This is a genomic window from Micromonospora sp. AKA38 (assembly GCF_027925725.1).
GTDB lineage: Bacteria > Actinomycetota > Actinomycetes > Mycobacteriales > Micromonosporaceae > Micromonospora.
The window spans coordinates 1481857-1497780 of record NZ_BNEI01000005.1; the positions used below are offsets into that span (position 1 = coordinate 1481857).

Genomic DNA, 15924 nt, shown 5'->3' on the forward strand with positions numbered 1-15924 from the left:
TAGGGCGTCCTAGGACACTAGTGGAGCGGCTGCGGCTCGGGCACCCGAGGTCACGCCGAGCGGGCGGTGGAGTCGGAACCCGACTGCGGCGCGGTCATGGTGGCCGCCTGACCGAACGCCAGCAACGCCAGCAACAACTCGTGCTGCACCCGGTTGGGCATCCGGTCGAGCACCGCCTGCACCGCCCGGTGCCGCCGCTCCTGCAACTCGCGCAGCAGCGACTCCGCCGCGTTCGTGGGCAGCAGCCGCACCTCGCGCCGGTCCCTCGGGTCGGCCACCCGGCGCAGCAACCCGACCGCCTCCAGTCGGTCGCAGAGCCGGCTCGCCGACGACGGCACCACGTCCAGCAGCTCGGCCAGCCGGTTCACGTTGGTGTCCGGGTGGGACATGATCAGCGACAGCACCCGCAACTGGGTGGGCGAGACGCTGAGGTTGTGCCGCGAGGTGGCCGAGTCGAGCACACCGATGAGCGCCTCGGCAGCCGCCTCGACGGCCGCGGCAAGATTCGGAGGTCGCTCCACTCGCTGTCCCCTGCGATCGTCCCGCTCGTGTTCGCCCCGCCGCCCCGGTCACCGCCGCGAGGCGTCGTCCGGCCGGCTGGAACCGCGCCAGTCCAGGCAGACGACGACCGCGTCGTCGCGGAGATCCGCGTCGGCATGGTACGCGTGCAGTTCGCGCATCACCGTACCAACTGCCTCGGTGGCCGGCTGCAGCCGAGTGGACCGCATCGCCCGCGCCATCGCCCGCGCGCCGTAGGGCTCCTGCTCGTCCGGCTCCGCCGCGTACACCCCGTCACTGACCACGAAGAGCCGGTCGCCCGGCTCCAGGCCGAACTCCTGCACGTCGTACCGGGTCTCGGCGAACATGCCCAGCGGCAGCTGCTGGTCCAGCGTGACCGGGGTGACCCGGCCGCCGCGCAGCCGCAGCACGTGCGGGGAACCCGCGTCCACCGCCCGGACCACGCCCCGCCGGCCGTCCAGCTCCAGCAGCAGCGTGGCCACGTGCCGGCTCCCCCGGTGCTGGTAGAAGATCGTGTCCGAGGCCAGCTCCGCCTGCTCCACCAGGCTGCCGCCGGAGCGGCGCGCGTTACGCATCGCGTTGACGGTCACGGCGGTGAGCAGCGACGCGGACAACCCGTTGCCGGCACCGTTGAGCACCGTGACGGTGAGCCGGTCCCCGTCGACGGACCAGTCGAAGTGGTCACCCCCCACCGTGTACGCCGGCTCGAGTTGCCCGGCCAGCAGCACGTCGCCGTGCCGGACGCTGCGCCCGGGCAGCAGGTCCCACTGCATCTCGGCGGCCATGCTGAGCCGCTCCCGGCGACGCGCCCGGCGGTAGCGGTCGGTCTCCCGGTCGGCCGCGCGGATCGCCACCGCCAGGTCGCCGGCGGCGTCCCGGGCCGCCGCCACCGTCGCCGCGTCCGGAACGGCCGGCAGCTCGACCATCAGCACCCCGAGCCGTTCGCCCCACACCGACAGCGGCAGGTAGGCCCGGCACCGGCCGTCGTCGGCGGTGTCCAGGACCGGCTCCTGGCTGCTGAAGCAGCGCTGGGCCACCCCGTGGGAGCGCAGCGGGCCGCCGTCGGGGCGCTCCGGGTCCAGCACCGGCCACAGGCCGCTGGACCGGTAGTCGGCGACGAACACCTCCGCACGCGCGGCGCCGAGCGTGTGGCGCAACACCGCGTCCGCGGTCTCCGCCAACTGGTCGGGGGGCGCCGTGCGCAGGGCACGCGACACCGATCCGGACGCCTCCGGCATGCTTCATCCTCCGATGACGACTATTGCTACAGGGCAAACATCATACGGAGGAGGACCGACACCGGACGCGCCACCTCGACCGGCGGCTCAACCGGCCGGTCGCCACGCCAGCGCGCCGTGAAACGCGTCCGGCACCGGCTCCGGTTCGCCCACCGGCCGCCACCGCGCGACCGGCACCACGCCCTCGGCCGTCGGACGCCACCGGCCGAGCAGCGGCGGGAACCGCTCGGGTTCGCGCATCCGGAACGCCGGCCCCATCATGGCCAGCGCCTCCGGGTACGCGGCGAGTTCCGTGCCGTCGAAGTCGATCGCCAGCCAACTGCCCGGCGCCGCCGCCCGGTACAGCTCGTCGAGCGTCCGAGCGAGTGTGTCGTCGTCCAGGAACGCGGCCAGGCCCAGGAAGACCACCCCGACCGGTCCGCTCCCCCAGCCCGGCACGAAGCGGCGCAGCGGGGCCGGATCGAGCGTACCGATGTCGGTGGCGTCACCGTAGCCGTAGCCGGCCCGGTCGTTGCCGGCCAGCAGGCGCTGGCCGAGCCGGACCGTCTCCGGGTCGGCGTCGGTGTAGAGCACGCTCGCCCCCGGCGCCACCTCGTGCACGTTTCCGCAGGTCGGCACGCCCGCGCCGAAGACGAGGAACTCGTCCACCCCGGCGGCGGCGACGGCCCGCACGGTGCGGCCGAGAAAGGCCCGCAACGAGCGGAAGATCACCGCGCACGGCCCGTACGCCGCCTCGAACGCGGTCGCCGCGGCCACGTCCACCGGGCGGTGGTCCCGGCCACCGAGCCAGTGGTCGATCATGCGGGCGGTGCTGGGCAGGACCGGCTCGACCATCGACGGGGCTCCCTCCCGTGCGCGCTGGCGTCAGCGTACCGAGCAGCCGACTCACGCGGTATCGCCCCGGCGGGGCCACGCCGGCCGCGATACTGGCGGCGCGGGCCGGCGGGGCGGCCGGCGGCGAGGAGGTACCGGTGAACTCGGCGAACGGCGCGGCGGTGGTGGTCGGCGTGGACGGCTCCGAGTCGGCGACGCGGGCCGTGCGGCTGGCCGCCCGGGAGGCCGCTCGCCGCAACCGTCCGCTGCGCGTGGTGCACGGATTCATCTGGCCGCTGCTGCGGGTGCCGGTGTCGGCGCCCGCGCAGGCGCCACCCGGCGCCGGCCTGCGCCACCAGGCCGAACAACTGGTCGGCGACGCGGTCGCGACGGCCGAGGCGGAGTGCCCCGGGCTGCGGATCACCGGCGAGATCATCGACGGCGAGGCGGCCGCCGTGCTCCTCGGCGAGTCCCCCAGCGCCGCCCTGGTGGTGCTCGGCGACCGGGGCCTCGGCGGTTTCGCCGCGCTGGTGCTCGGCTCCGTCGCGGTGCAGGTCGCCTCGTACGCCGACTGCCCGGTGCTGGTCGCCCGTGGGACGGCCCGCGACGCCGGCCCGGTGGTGGTCGGCGTGGACGGCTCCCCGCTGTCGCGCGCCGCCGTCGAGTTCGCCGCCGGCACCGCGTCCGCACGCGGGGCCCGGCTGCACGCGGTGCTCGCCTACACCCACCCGGCCTCGACCGGGCCCGGCGACATGCAGCCCCTGGTGCACGACGAGGACCAGCTCCGCGGCGAGGAGGACCGGGTGCTGACCGAGTCGCTCGCCGGCATCGCGGAACGCTGGCCGGACGTGCCGGTGACCCGCGAGGTGACGCACGCCCGGCCGGTCGCGGCGCTGGTCGCGGCCGCCCGCGACGCCCAGCTGGTCGTGGTGGGCCGGCGGGGTCGAGGCGAGCTGACCGGGCTGCTGCTCGGCTCGGTGAGCCAGGCCCTGCTGCACCGCGCCGACTGCCCGGTGGCGGTGGTCCGCGCCCCCGAGTGAGCGCCGGGCCAGGCGGCGGACGCTGCGGTGTCCGGCCCACGGTTGGCGCCGGCCGGGGCGGGTAGACGGGGCCGACAGCGACAGCGACCGGAGGAGGCAGCGATGCCAGGACCACGGCCGGGCAGCAACGCGTACGACAAGCAGCGGGCGCGGTTGCGCGACCGCGTCGAACAGTCCGGGCGGGCCGCCGACCAGGAGGCGAACCAGGTGGCCAACCGGATCCTGCAGGACGACCGGGGTCAGCGCGGCGTCGTCCGGGGCGACCGGACCTACGGGCCCAAGGGCGAACGCGAACCGGGCGACCCGAAGTGAGAGCGGCGCCCCTGGTCGACGGCGCCATCGCGGGCGCCGTCGGCAGCGCCGTGCTCAACGTGGCCAGCTACCTCGACATGACGCTGCGGGCCCGTCCGGCCAGCACCACGCCGGAGACCACCGCCGGCCGCCTCGCCGACGTGGCGCACGTCGACCTCGGGCCCGCCGACGAGGCGGCGAACCGCCGCGCCGGCCTCGGGCCGGTGCTCGGATACGCCACCGGCATCGCCGCCGGCGCAGTGTTCGGCCTGCTCGCCGTGCGTCGCCGGGTGCCGCTGCCGGTGGCCGTGACGCTGCTCGGCGGCGGCGTGATGGCCACCTCCGACAGCGCGATGACGCTGCTCGGCGTGACCGACCCGCGCACCTGGAGACGCGTCGACTGGGCGTCCGACCTGGTGCCGCACCTGGCGTACGGGCTGGCGGCCGCAGCCACCTGGCGGAGGCTGCGGCCGTCGTCGCCGCGCGGTTAGCGGTCGCTGGCGTCCTCGGCCACCGGCTCACCGGCCGGGCCGTACGGCGACACCTGTCCCTTCGGCACCCGCCGGCCGGCGTCGGCGTTGGACGTGCCCCCGCCCCGCGAGCGGTCGCCGCCCGTGACGGCGGACTTCCGGCTGTCCTGGCTGGTCGCGCCGAGATCGTTCCGGCGCAACTCCTCCTGCTGGGGCTTGACCACAGGTCTCTCCCTTCCCGGTGGGAGCGCGCGGCCGTCGACCACGCACGTCGTCCGGGTACCCGCCGCCGACCGGCGCATTCCGATGCCGCCGACGGGTCTGGGCCGGCCCCGGGCGGGTAACCCGGTCGAATGCCGGACGATCGGAACGTGGCGCGGGCCCTGCTGGACCGGCAGTCCCGCACGTACGCGGAAGAGGCCGGGATCACGCTCGCGGACCGGCCCGGTCCGCTCTACCAGTTGCTGGTGCTCACCACACTGCTGAGCACCCGGATCCGGGCGAGCGTGGCGGTCGCCGCGGCCCGGGAGCTGTTCTCCGCCGGCTGGCGGACCCCGCAGGCGATGGAGGCGGCGAGCTGGCAGGACCGGGTCGACGCGTTGGGCCGGGGCCACTACCGGCGCTACGACGAGCGGACCGCCACCATGCTCGGCACCGGGGCCCGGCTGTGCCTGGACCGGTGGCACGGCGACCTGCGCCGGCTGCACCGGGAGGCCGGCGCGGACCGCACGGTGCTGCGCCGGTTCCTCACCGAGTTCCCCGGCATCGGCCCGACCGGGGCGGACATCTTCCTGCGGGAGGCGCAGGCGGTCTGGCCCGACGTGCGCCCGTACGCGGACCGCCGCACCCTGGCCGGGGCGCGGCGGCTGGGCCTGCCGGCGAATCCGGGCAGCCTGGTCGGGCTGGTCGGGGAGGCCGACTTCGGGCGGCTGGCGTCGGCGCTGGTGCGGGTGGCGCTCGGCGAGGAGTCGGCCGGTGAGGTGAGCCGCTCCGCCGCGGCGGCCCGCTGAGCCGGCGGGCTACTTGGCCGGGCCGGGCCGGGTCAGGTGCCAGGCCAGCAGCGAGGCGAGCAGGGCGAGCAGCACCACGCCGCCGGAGATGCCACCGCCCTCCCCGCCGCTCGCGCGGTGCCCGGTGGCGCCGAAGTAGATCACGGCCAGCCCGGCGAGGACGGTGACGAACGTCCGCATGCCTCGGTCCTTCACGCCCCGGACGGTACGGCCACCGACCGGCACGGAGGGCCGGTTCGCCCCGGTTGTCCCCCGTCCGGGTCAGTCCGTCTCCAGGTCGTCGAGGGAGACGGCGTGGGTCATCAGCCAGCGGGCCAACGCGGCCATCCCGAACAGCCACAGCGGCGCCGACTCGGTGGTGCCGTTCGTGGCGAAGATGGCGAACCGCAGGTCCGGGGCCCGGTACGCCTCGATCCGCCACCTGTGGTTCTTGTCCCGCCAGACCGCGGAAGGGTCCATGGCGTCACGGTAGGTGACCGGGCGGGCCGTCGTCGCCGGTTGGCTCACCCGCCCGGCACCACGTACCCGCCGAGCAGCATGCGCAGCGCCGCCACCGCGATCGACACCGCGATGCCGCCGACGAGCCACCAGCCCAGCCCGGCCCAGCCGGTACGGCGTGGCCGGGCCGCGGGCACGTCAGCGCGCCACCGTTCCCGGTACGCCCAGGCGAGCACGCCGAGGCCGAACGGCAGCAACCCGATCCAGAACCAGTACCAGCGCGTCCCGAGCACCGGTGGCGGGCCGGCGACCAGCGTGAGCAGCCAGCCGACACCGATCGCCAGGGCGAACAGCGCGGCCGTGTTCGCGATCGTGTCGGCGCGGGTGTCGCCGCCGTGGGTGGTGGCGTCCCGGGCCCGCGGGTCGGCGAGCGGGTCGGGGCCCGGGTCGGGCCACCCGGCGTCGGCGTCGCCGGGTGGGTCGCCGGTGGCCTGGGTGGCGTCACCGGTGGCCGGGCCGGGGTCGCCGCCGGCCGAGCCGGGATCGGCGTCGCCGGTGGCCGGGCCGGCGTCCGGGTCGTCCGCGACGAGGCCGCCGTCCGGGACCGACGCGGGCACGTACGCGTAGCGGAACTGGCCGTCGGGACGGGCCCAGACCACCGTCGAGCCGCCCTGGGCGTACCGGGGCTCGGGGCGGCGGGCCCACGGGCCGGAGTCGTCCCACCCGTCGGCGCGGGCGATCGTCAGCACCCGGCCGGCGGCGAGGTCCCGTTCCAGGTCGGCCGCGTCGACCGAGCGCGGGGCCGACCACCAGGCGAGCGCCGCCCAGACCAGCCAGCAGACCAGCACCGCCGGCGGAAACACCCGGTTCGGCCACGCCCGGTCGGCCCGCAGGGCGCGACGCACGTCCATCATGCGGCCAGCCTGCCATCGACGCGCAACCACTCAGCCCGGCGGGCGGACCACCTCGCGGGCGTCGTCGGGCAGGCGGCGGGTGAGACCGCGCCGGTCCAGCAGCTCCAGCAGCGGCACCGCCACCCGACGGGTGGTGCCCAGCGCCTGCCGGGCGGCGCTGAGCGTGAACGGCTGCGGCAGCCCGGCCAGGACCCGCGCCGCGTCGTCCGGCGCGCCGGGCAGCAGCACCACGTTCTCGGCCAGCCGCACCAGCGCCCCGGCCCGCACGGCCGCGCCGATCTCCTTCGGGCCCAGGCCGAGGCCGGCGAGGTGGTGCGCCTCGGGCGCCTGGAACGGCCGGTCGCCGTATTCGGCGCGCACCGTCGCCACCGCGCGGGCGACCGGGTCGGGCAGCGTAACGGCCGGGGCGGCGGTGACCAGGCCGGCGTGCAGCCGCAGCGGCGGGCGCAGCAGCGCGGTCACCAGCGCCCGGTCGGGCAGGCCGAGGCGGTGGCGCAGCGCGTCGAGCGGCACGCCGGCGGCGAGCGGGTGCTCGGCGGCGTACCGGGCGACCTCCTCGGTGAGCCGGCGGCCCAGGTCGCGCCAGTGGTCGGGGTCGGCCAGCCAGTCGCCGGCCACCGGCGTGGCGGCCGGCGGCACACCCATCCGGGCGAGCTGCCCGGCCCGGACCAGCCGCCGCCGGCGCAGCTCACCGACCGGGTCGGGCCGGCCGTCCAGCCCGGCCAGCACGGCGGCGCGGGCAGCCGCCGCACCCCGGCGACGCAGCGGCGGCGGATCCACGTCCAGCACCGTCACGCCGCCGGCCACGTGGTGCCGGCCCGGGTCGCGCAGCAGCGCCCGGTCACCGATCAGCAGCGGCAGCGGGCGGGCCAGGCGCAGCCGGACCGTGTCCGGGCCCAGCGGCCGGACCCGGGCGGGCACCGCGGCGGAACCGACGTGCAGCGTGAGGGTGGCCGGCAGGTCGGCGGCCGGGTCGCCGGCCAGCCGCACGTCGAGCAGGTCGGTGCGACCGAACCGGCCGGGGCGCAGCAGCGCGTCGCCGCGCCCCACCCGGTCCCGGGGCAGGCCGCGCAGATTCACCGCCACCCGCGCCACCGCGTCGACGTCCGACCGCGCGAATCCCAGCGAGTGCAGACCGCGTACCCGCACCGGCTCGCCGGTGGCGGCGAGTTCGAGTTCGTCGCCGACGCGCAGCCGACCGCCGCCGAGCGTGCCGGTGACCACCGTGCCGCTGCCGCGCACCGTGAAGGACCGGTCCACCCAGAGCCGGACCGGGGCGTCGTGGGCCGGGTCGGGCAGCCGGGCGACCAGCCGGTCCAGCGCGGCGCGCAGCTCGGGCAGGCCCGCGCCGGTGACCGCCGAGACGGCCACCGCCTCCACCTCGCCGAGCGAGGTCGCGGCGATCTCCGCCCGCGCCCGCGCCGTCGCCGGCCCCGGATCGGCCAGGTCCGCGCGGGTCACCGCCAGCAGCCCGTACGACACACCCAGCGCGTCCAGCGCGGCCAGGTGCTCGGCGGACTGCGGCATCCAGCCCTCGTCGGCGCTGACCACGATCAGCGCGGCCGGCACCGGGCCGACGCCGGCCAGCATGTTCGGCACGAACCGTTCGTGCCCGGGCACGTCGACGAACGCCAGCGTGCCGCCGGAGGGCAACGTGGTCCAGGCGAAGCCGAGGTCGATGGTCATGCCCCGGCGGCGTTCCTCCGCCCACCGGTCCGGTTCCATCCCGGTCAGCGCCCGCACCAGCGTGGACTTGCCGTGGTCGACGTGCCCGGCGGTGGCCACCACCCACACGGGTCAGCCCGCCACGCGCAGGATCGCGGCGTGCACGCGGTCGTCGTCGCCGACCGGCACGGCGCGCAGGTCCAGCAGGAGCCGGCCGTGCAGCACCCGGCCGAGGACCGCCGGGTCGCCGGTGCGCAGCGGCACGGCGTAGCGCTCGGGCAGGCTCAGCGCCCAGGAGTCCAGCTCCACCCCGGGCGCGCCGCCCCCGCCGACGACCGCGGCGACCGGCACCACCTCGGCCTTGCACCCGTCGGCGCCGAGCCGGTCACGCAGCCGTTCGGTGCGGGCACGCAGCCGGCCCGCGTCGGCGTGCAGCGCCTCCCCGGTGGGGGTGGCGGGCGCGTGCAGCGTGGCGGCGAGCGCGGCGAGGGTGAGCTTGTCCACCCGCAACGCCCGGGCGAGGGGGTGCCGGCGCAGCCGCTCCACCAGGTCCGCGGCGCCGAGCAGCAGGCCGGCCTGCGGCCCACCGAGCAGCTTGTCGCCGCTGGCGGTGACCAGGTGGGCGCCGGCGCGCAGCGTGGTCGCGGCGTCCGGCTCGTCGGGCAGCAGCGGGTCCGGCCGGAGCAGGCCGGAGCCGATGTCGGCGACCACCGGCACGCCGAGGGTGGCCAGCTCCCCCACCGGCACCGCCGAGGTGAAGCCGGTGACCACGAAGTTCGACGGGTGGACCTTGAGCACGAAGCCGGTGCGCGGGCCGATCGCGGCGGCGTAGTCGGCCCGGCTGGTGCGGTTGGTGGTGCCCACCTCGCGCAGCCGGGCCCCGGTGCTGGCCAGCAGGTCGGGCAGGCGGAACCCGTCGCCGATCTCGACCAGCTCACCGCGGCTGACCACGATCTCCCGGTCGGCGGCGAGCGCGGTGGCGGCCAGCACCAACGCGGCGGCGCCGTTGTTGACCACGTGCACGGCGGCGGCATCGGGCACGGCGGCGGCGAGCGCGTCCAGCGCCTCCCGGCCGCGCCTCGCCCGCCGGCCGGTGGCCAGGTCGAGTTCCACGTCGGTGTGCCCGGCGGCGGCGACCAGCGCGTCCACGGCGGCCGGGGCGAGCGGGGCCCGACCCAGGTTGGTGTGCAGCACCACGCCGGTGGCGTTCAGCACCGGCCGGGGCGTACGCCCGGGCAGGTCGGCCAGCGCGGCGTCGCGTACCTGATCGGGGGTGATCTCGCCGCGGCGGGCGCGGTGCTGGGCGGCGACGATCGCGGCCTTGACCCGGTCGCGGCCGACCGTGCCGGCGGCGGCCGACAGCGCCGGGTCGGCGAGCAACGCGTCGGTGCGCGGCACCCGCCGACGCGGGTCCACCTCACGCATCGCACGCTCCCCCGGGGACGGTGTGGCGGAGACGGACGGGAATCGAACCCGCCTGGCCCGGGTCCCGGACCACACCGGTTTTGAAGACCGGGAGGGGCACCAGCCGCCTGAACGCCTCCACGCAGCAGTCAACCACAGCGGCCCGCCGGCCGCCCGGCGAGCGTCAGGCCCGCCGGTCGGCGCGCTCGCGCTGCGGCACCACCGTGTACTTCGGGTCCCGCGCCGAGGCGACGCCGCCGTGGAAGATGCCGAAGCGGGTGCAGACGGCGGCGGCGAGCAACGCGCCGCCGGAGGCGGCGGAGAGCAGCCGGCTGCGGCGGCCGACCAGCGCGCCGGCCACCCCGGCGGCGGTGAGCGCGCGGCCGGCACGCAGCAGCTTCCCGGGCGTGCCGTCGGCGTAGGGCTCGCTGAGCAGGCCGAGCCGGTTCTCCACCCGGTGCGCGCCCCACAGCTCCAGCGCCGCGCCGGCGACCGCCATCCGCCGCGCCGGGCCGGCCTGCCCGGGCGGCGCGGCCAGCAGCCCGACGCCGGCGCCGCTGGCCAGCGCGCTGCCCGCGAAGATGACCGGCAGTTCCGGGTACGCCTCGTGCCACGACGGCACCGCCGTGTCGGCCAGCAGCACCCCGGTGTAGGTGGCCAGCGCCGGCGCGGTGACGGCGGCGACCAGGCCGGCCGCGTGCCCGGTCGGGGGCAGCAGCCGCCGCCCCAGTCCGAGCAGCCCGCGCTCCGGCAGGCGGGGCGCGGCCTCGGCGATCGCGGCCAGCCCGGCGGCCGGGCCGAACACGCTGAGGATCCAGGTGCCCACCGACATCGGCGAGGTCACCTTCGCCACCCGCAGCATGTGGTGGAAGCGGCTGGGCCGGCCCAGGTCGTTGATGAGGAAGTACGCGCTGGCGCTCACCGCCGCCAGCGACGTGACCCGGCCGGCGCGCCGCAGCGCCGGCCGGCCGGTGAGCTGCCCACCGGCGGCCAGCATCGAGGAGCCGGCGGCGAGCCCACCGGTGAACAGGTACGCGGCGATGTCCCACCGCCACACCGGCGGCTTGAGCACCGGCCGGCCGTAGTAGGAGGTGAACTCCACCGGGGGCACGGTGAGCTGCTCGCCGCCTCGGCCGCCCTTGCCGCCGCGTCGGCGACGGGCGGTGGGCGCGGTGTCGCGGGGCGGGTGCGGGGTCAGCCCCGCGTCGTGGGCGCCGGCATCGGTGCGGCCGACGCCGGGTCCGGTGCCGGTGGCCCGGCTGCCGCTCTCGGCACGGCCCACCACGCGGGCGGTGGGCGAGCCGGTCGACGGCGCGCCGCCGGGCTCCCCGGTGGCGGGCCCACCGTCGCCGGTCCGTTCCGCGACGGCGGCCCGGTCGGCGGCCAGGCGGTCGCGGAAGCGGCGGAACAGGGCACCCACCGGGCGGTCCGGGTTCACGACGATCCTCCGACGAACGCGGCGACGGTGGCCGCCGCCATGGCCAACGCGGCCAGGCCGGCACGCTTCCACATCTTCGGCAGGTCCCGGGTGGTGACCACCGGGTCCGGCGGCAGCCCGTACACCTCGGGCTCGTCGAGCAGCAGGAAGAACGCGCCGTCGCCGCCCACCCCGTCGGTCGGGTCGTGGCCGTAGAGCCGGGCCTCCGGCACGCCGCGCTCGTGCAGCGTGGCGACCCGCTGGGCGGCCCGGTCCCGCAGCTCGTCGAGCGGGCCGTACTGGATGGACTCGGTGGGGCACGCCTGCGCGCAGGCCGGCGTCATGCCGGCGCCCAGCCGGTCGTAGCAGAGCGTGCACTTCCAGGCCCGGCCGTCGTCCCTGCGCTGGTCGATCACGCCGTACGGGCAGGCCGAGATGCAGTACCCGCAGCCGTTGCAGATGTCCTCCTGCACCACGACGGTGCCGAACTCGGTGCGGAACAGCGAACCGGTCGGGCAGACGTCGAGGCAGGCCGCGTGCGTGCAGTGCTTGCAGACGTCGGACATCATCAGCCAGCGGAAGTCGGTGCGGCTCTCCGCGCCGGTGTCCCGCCCGGGCGGCTGGGCGCCTGGCATGCCGAGGAACTCCGGGCCGGCCGCCATCCGCGCCGCCGCCTCCGGACGCCCCGCGGGGCCGCCCGGGTTGGTGCCGGTGTCGGGGACCGTGCCCGCGCCCACCGACGCCGACGCCGGGCTGCTGGCCACCGGGCCGGTCGGGTCGCCGCCGAACGGCGGCGTCCGGTGCCCCGCCGGGCGGGGCTGCTCGATGAACGCCACGTGCCGCCAGGAGTTCGCGGTCAACGCGCCGGTGTTGTCGTAGGACATGCCGAGCAGGTCGAAGCCCGCGTCCGGGACGCCGTTCCACTCCTTGCAGGCGACCTCGCACGCCTTGCAGCCGATGCAGACGCTGGTGTCGGTGAAGAACCCCATCCGGGGCGGGGCGGCGACCCAGCCCGCGTCCGGGGCCGGGTCGAGCGGGCCGTACAGGCTGTTGGGGTCAGGCATTCCCGTCTCCGTCCCGCGCCGCGGCCTCGGGGGTCTGTTCGTCGGTGCTGCCGGCCGCGTTCTCACCGCCCAGCACGTCGGTGGTGACGATCGGCACCTTACGGTCCGCGGTCATCCCGGCCCGCCGCTGGTAGTCGCCGACCAGGTCGAGCAGCGCCGGTCCGGTGGGACGCCGCCCGGGCCGGACGTCGCACGTGCCGACCTTGCTCTCCTGGATGAGCACGTTCGGGTCCAGCGTGATGCCGAACAGGTCGTTCGCCGAGTCGCCGGTGACCAGCCCCTCGCTGCCGAAGTGGTAGGGCAGCCACACCTGGTGGATGATCCGGCCGTCCACCCGCAGCGGGGTGAGCCGGTCGGTGACCAGCACCCGCGCCTCGATCACCGCCCGCCCGCTGACCAGGTGCGCCCACCCGAGATGCGCCAGCCCGACCTCGGCGGCCAGTTCCGGGGACACCTCGACGAACATCTCCGGTTGCAGCTCGGCCAGGCGCGACACGGTACGGCTCATCCCGCCGGCCGTGTGGTGCTCGGTGAGCCGGCTGACCGTGAACACGTACGGGAAGACCTCGCTGTGCGGCTCCGGCGGGCTCGGGTTGATCCGGTTCACCGGGTGCTCGTAGATCTTCCGGGTCGGGTTGGCCTGCTGCCCGTAGAGCGGGTTGCGCATCGGCGACTCGGCCGGCTCGTAGTGCGTCGGCAGTGGGCCGTCGAGCACGCCGCTCGGCGCGTACAGCCAGGCCTTGCCGTCGCCCTGCATGACGAACGGGTCGTCACCGGCGAGCGCCGCCGGGCCGGAGGCGTCGTCCGGCGGCCGGTAGGTGGGCGGCTTCGTCTTCTCGAAGTCCGGCACGTCGTAGCCGGTCCACTCGCCGGCGTCCGGATCCCACCAGACGTACTTCTTGCGCTCGCTCCACGGCCGCCCGTCCGGGTCGGCGGAGGCGCGGTTGTAGAGCGTGCGCCGGTTCGCCGGCCACGCCCAGCCCCACTCGGCGGCCACCCAGTCCTGCTCGTGCCGGGACCTGCGGCGGGCCGCCTGGTTCACCCCGTCGGCGTAGACGCCGGTGTAGATCCAGCAGCCGACGGCGGTGGAGCCGTCGTCCTTCGCCTCGGCGAACGCGTTCAGCGGGCGGCCGGTCGCGACGTCGTAGCCGTTGATCTCCCTGAGCACCGCCTCGGCGCTCGGCTCGGCGTGCGCGCCGCGCGTCGGGTAGTCCCAGACCAGGTCCAGCAGCGCCCGGTCGCGGGGCTTGGTGGAGGTGGCCAGCTTCTCCCGCAGCACCCGACCCAGGTGATAGAAGAACCACAGCTCGGAGCGGGCGTCGCCCGGCGGGTCGACGGCCTTCTCCCGCCACTGCAACAGCCGCTGGGTCTGGGTGAACGTGCCCTCCTTCTCCACGTGCGAGGCGGCCGGCAGGAAGAACACCTCGGTGCGGCACTCCTGGGGCACGATCTCCCCGGTGGCGATCTCCGGGCTGTTCTTCCAGAACGTGGCGCTCTCGATCAGGAACAGGTCGCGGACCACCAGCCAGTCCAGGTTGGCCATGCCGAGGCGCTGGGCCCGGCCGTGCGCCGAGCCGACCGCCGGGTTCTGACCGAGCAGGAAGTAGCCCTTGATCCTGCCGTCGATCATGTTCAGGACCTGCTGGTACGTCCCGTGGTCACCGGTCATCCGGGGCAGGTAGCCGTAGCCGAAGTCGTTGTCCGGCGTCGCCGCGTCCCCCCAGTACGCCTTGAGCAGGCTCGCCGCGAACGCACGCGAGTTGCCCCAGAAGCCCTTCTGGCCCGGGTGGCGGATGCTGTCGACCCACTCGTCGAACGTCGGGTGGGTGGCGTGGTGCGGCATCGGCAGGTAGCCGGGCAGCAGGTTGAACAGCGTCGGGATGTCGGTGGAGCCCTGGATGCTGGCGTGCCCGCGCAGCGCCAGGATGCCGCCACCCGGCCGGCCCATGTTGCCCAGCAGCGTCTGGATGATCGCACCGGTGCGGATGTACTGCACGCCGACGCTGTGCTGCGTCCAGCCCACCGAGTAGACAAGCGCGCCGGTGCGCTCCCGACCCGAGTTCTCCGTCCAGGCGCGGGCCAGCTCCAGGAACTTCTCCTCCGGTATGCCACAGACCCGGGCCACCATCTCCGGGGTGTAGCGGGCGAAGTGCCGCTTGAGGATCTGGTAGACGCAGCGCGGGTGCTGGAGCGTCTCGTCCCGGCTGGCCCGCGCCGGCACCGGCTCACCGTGCGACTCGTGCTCCATGCCGGAGGCCGAGTCGCGTTCCTTGCCGGTGCCCCGGACCTTGGTGTGCTCCTCCTGGCCCTCGTACTGCCAGCTGGCGTGGTCGTAGGAACCGGTCTCCGGGTTGTAGCCGGAGAACAGACCGTCCAGGTCCTCGGTGTCGGCGAACTGCTCGCTGACGATGTTGGCCGCGTTGGTGTAGGCCAGCACGTACTCCCGGAAGTCCAGCTCGTTGTCCAGGATGTAGCGCACCACGCCGCCGAGCAGCGCGATGTCGGTGCCCGCCCGGATCGGCAGGTAGGTGTCGGCGAGCGCGCTGGTGCGGGTGAACCGCGGGTCCACGTGGAAGACCTTCGCGCCGCGCTTCTTCGCCTCCATCACCCACTGGAAGCCCACCGGGTGGGCCTCGGCCATGTTCGAGCCCTGGATGACGATGACGTCAGCGTTGGCGAGGTCCTGCTGGAAGTCCGTCGCGCCGCCGCGACCGAAGCTGGTCCCCAGACCGGGGACGGTGGCGGAGTGTCAAATACGCGCCTGGTTCTCGATCTGGAGCGCCCCCATCGCCGTGAACAGCTTCTTGATGAGGTAGTTCTCCTCGTTGTCCAGCGTCGCGCCGCCCAGGCTGGAGATGCCGAGCGTCCGGTTCAGCGGGCGTCCCTCGTCGTCGACGTCCTCCCAGGTCTCCTCGCGGGCGGCGAGGATCCGGTCGGCGATCATGTCGAGTGCGACGTCGAGGTCCAGATCCTCCCAGTCGGTCGCGTACGGCCGGCGGTAGCGGACCTTGGTCTGGCGCAGCGGGCTGGTCACCAGGCTCTTGCTGGCGGAACCTTTCGGGCAGAGCCGGCCACGGGAGATCGGGCTGTCCGGGTCGCCCTCGATCTGGGTGACCCGGCCCTCGGAGTGGAAGACGCGCTGCCCGCAGCCGACCGCGCAGTAGGGGCACACCGAGCGGGCCACGCCGTCGGCGGTCTCGGTGCGGGCGGTCAGCCCGGCGGAGCGCGCCGACCGGGCGGCGGCGCCGCGCCCCAGCGGGTCGGTGCCGGTGAGTTGCCGGTAGACCGGCCACCCCTGGATGAACGTCTTCAGACCCACCCGGGCACCCCTCCCCGTTCGAAGATCGGCTGACCCTTTGCACACTAGGCCAGCCGTCCGGCGCCCGCGAGTCGAGCGGGAAACAGCGCCGCCCCGGCCGGGTGGGCCGGGGCGGCGCTGGGCGTCGGTGTGCAGGTCGCCTCTCGGCGAGTGGCGCGACGCGGCTCCAGCCGAACGGTATTCCGCGAAGGCAATTTAGGTGAGGCCCGGGGACACTGGTCACACCGACGCTCTGCACAACGGTACCGGGGCGGCCGTTCTTCCGCCGGTCGTCGTGACGCCGGTCACCGACCTTGGCACTCGACACGCCGGTCAGGGGTTA

The 15924-nt window shown here is 75.7% G+C and carries 16 protein-coding genes and 1 tRNA gene; 4 read left to right on the plus strand and 13 right to left on the minus strand.

The genetic code is table 11. The features are described from left to right. Window positions 1-50 precede the first annotated feature (50 nt). The 3 genes from TPA0908_RS23500 to TPA0908_RS23510 all read right to left on the minus strand — a co-directional run bounded on the left by TPA0908_RS23500 (window position 51) and on the right by TPA0908_RS23510 (window position 2591). Entirely contained in the window at window positions 51-521 is a 471-nt protein-coding gene (locus TPA0908_RS23500) for a MarR family transcriptional regulator (protein WP_281941327.1), read from the minus strand. A 48-nt stretch (window positions 522-569) separates the two neighbouring features. Continuing rightward, the gene (locus tag TPA0908_RS23505; RefSeq protein WP_281941329.1) at window positions 570-1757 is read right to left on the minus strand and encodes a PP2C family protein-serine/threonine phosphatase; all 1188 of its coding nucleotides are present in this window, start codon (window positions 1755-1757) and stop codon (window positions 570-572) included. An 87-nt stretch (window positions 1758-1844) separates the two neighbouring features. Further along, entirely contained in the window at window positions 1845-2591 is a 747-nt protein-coding gene (locus TPA0908_RS23510; RefSeq protein ID WP_281941331.1) for an SAM-dependent methyltransferase, read from the minus strand. A gap of 137 nt (window positions 2592-2728) precedes the next feature. On the opposite strand from TPA0908_RS23510, the gene TPA0908_RS23515 reads away from it, so the two are divergent. From TPA0908_RS23515 to TPA0908_RS23525, 3 genes are all read left to right on the plus strand, one after another. Continuing rightward, window positions 2729-3610 carry a universal stress protein gene (locus TPA0908_RS23515; RefSeq protein WP_281941333.1) on the plus strand — a complete coding sequence of 294 codons (882 nt, stop codon included), beginning with the start codon at window positions 2729-2731 and terminating at the stop codon, window positions 3608-3610. 102 nt (window positions 3611-3712) lie between these two features. Beyond that, a complete protein-coding gene (locus TPA0908_RS23520; RefSeq protein WP_281941336.1) occupies window positions 3713-3922 on the plus strand; it encodes a phosphatidylethanolamine-binding protein in 210 nt (69 codons plus the stop codon). Beyond that, window positions 3919-4392 (plus strand): hypothetical protein, encoded by a 474-nt coding sequence (locus tag TPA0908_RS23525; RefSeq protein ID WP_281941338.1) that lies wholly within the window; start codon window positions 3919-3921, stop codon window positions 4390-4392. Before TPA0908_RS23520 ends, TPA0908_RS23525 begins: the two co-directional genes overlap by 4 nt. Here the strand turns inward: TPA0908_RS23525 and TPA0908_RS23530 are convergent. Then, window positions 4389-4595, minus strand: a complete 207-nt coding sequence (locus TPA0908_RS23530; protein WP_107157832.1) for a hypothetical protein — start codon at window positions 4593-4595, stop codon at window positions 4389-4391. The genes TPA0908_RS23525 and TPA0908_RS23530 overlap by 4 nt on opposite strands. 129 nt (window positions 4596-4724) lie before the next feature. Here TPA0908_RS23530 and TPA0908_RS23535 point away from each other — a divergent pair, with 129 nt between their 5' ends. Beyond that, a complete protein-coding gene (locus TPA0908_RS23535; RefSeq protein WP_281941341.1) occupies window positions 4725-5381 on the plus strand; it encodes a hypothetical protein in 657 nt (218 codons plus the stop codon). A 9-nt stretch (window positions 5382-5390) separates the two neighbouring features. On the opposite strand, the gene TPA0908_RS23540 is transcribed toward TPA0908_RS23535, so the two are convergent. The 9 genes from TPA0908_RS23540 to fdh form a co-directional block, all read right to left on the minus strand. Beyond that, on the minus strand, window positions 5391-5576 hold the full coding sequence (locus TPA0908_RS23540; protein ID WP_107157906.1) for a hypothetical protein: 186 nt from the start codon (window positions 5574-5576) through the stop codon (window positions 5391-5393). 66 nt (window positions 5577-5642) lie between these two features. Then, complete coding sequence (locus tag TPA0908_RS23545; protein WP_107157830.1) at window positions 5643-5840, minus strand: hypothetical protein; 198 nt, start codon at window positions 5838-5840, stop codon at window positions 5643-5645. Between the two features lie 44 nt (window positions 5841-5884). Beyond that, window positions 5885-6733 (minus strand): serine/threonine-protein kinase, encoded by an 849-nt coding sequence (locus TPA0908_RS23550; RefSeq protein WP_281941343.1) that lies wholly within the window; start codon window positions 6731-6733, stop codon window positions 5885-5887. Between the two features lie 30 nt (window positions 6734-6763). Then, window positions 6764-8527, minus strand: coding sequence for a selenocysteine-specific translation elongation factor (gene selB / locus TPA0908_RS23555; RefSeq protein WP_281941346.1), 1764 nt, complete (start codon window positions 8525-8527; stop codon window positions 6764-6766). Between the two features lie 3 nt (window positions 8528-8530). Continuing rightward, a complete protein-coding gene (selA, locus tag TPA0908_RS23560; RefSeq protein ID WP_281941349.1) occupies window positions 8531-9823 on the minus strand; it encodes an L-seryl-tRNA(Sec) selenium transferase in 1293 nt (430 codons plus the stop codon). A gap of 23 nt (window positions 9824-9846) precedes the next feature. Further along, a tRNA-Sec gene (locus TPA0908_RS23565) sits at window positions 9847-9942 on the minus strand. 44 nt (window positions 9943-9986) lie between these two features. Further along, window positions 9987-11240: an NrfD/PsrC family molybdoenzyme membrane anchor subunit gene (nrfD, locus tag TPA0908_RS23570; RefSeq protein ID WP_281941351.1), complete on the minus strand. Its 1254-nt coding sequence runs from the start codon at window positions 11238-11240 to the stop codon at window positions 9987-9989. Beyond that, on the minus strand, window positions 11237-12283 hold the full coding sequence (locus tag TPA0908_RS23575; RefSeq protein ID WP_281941353.1) for a 4Fe-4S dicluster domain-containing protein: 1047 nt from the start codon (window positions 12281-12283) through the stop codon (window positions 11237-11239). Before TPA0908_RS23575 ends, nrfD begins: the two co-directional genes overlap by 4 nt. Then, the gene (fdh, locus tag TPA0908_RS23580; protein ID WP_281941355.1) at window positions 12276-15602 is read right to left on the minus strand and encodes a formate dehydrogenase; all 3327 of its coding nucleotides are present in this window, start codon (window positions 15600-15602) and stop codon (window positions 12276-12278) included. Before fdh ends, TPA0908_RS23575 begins: the two co-directional genes overlap by 8 nt. Window positions 15603-15924 lie beyond the last annotated feature (322 nt).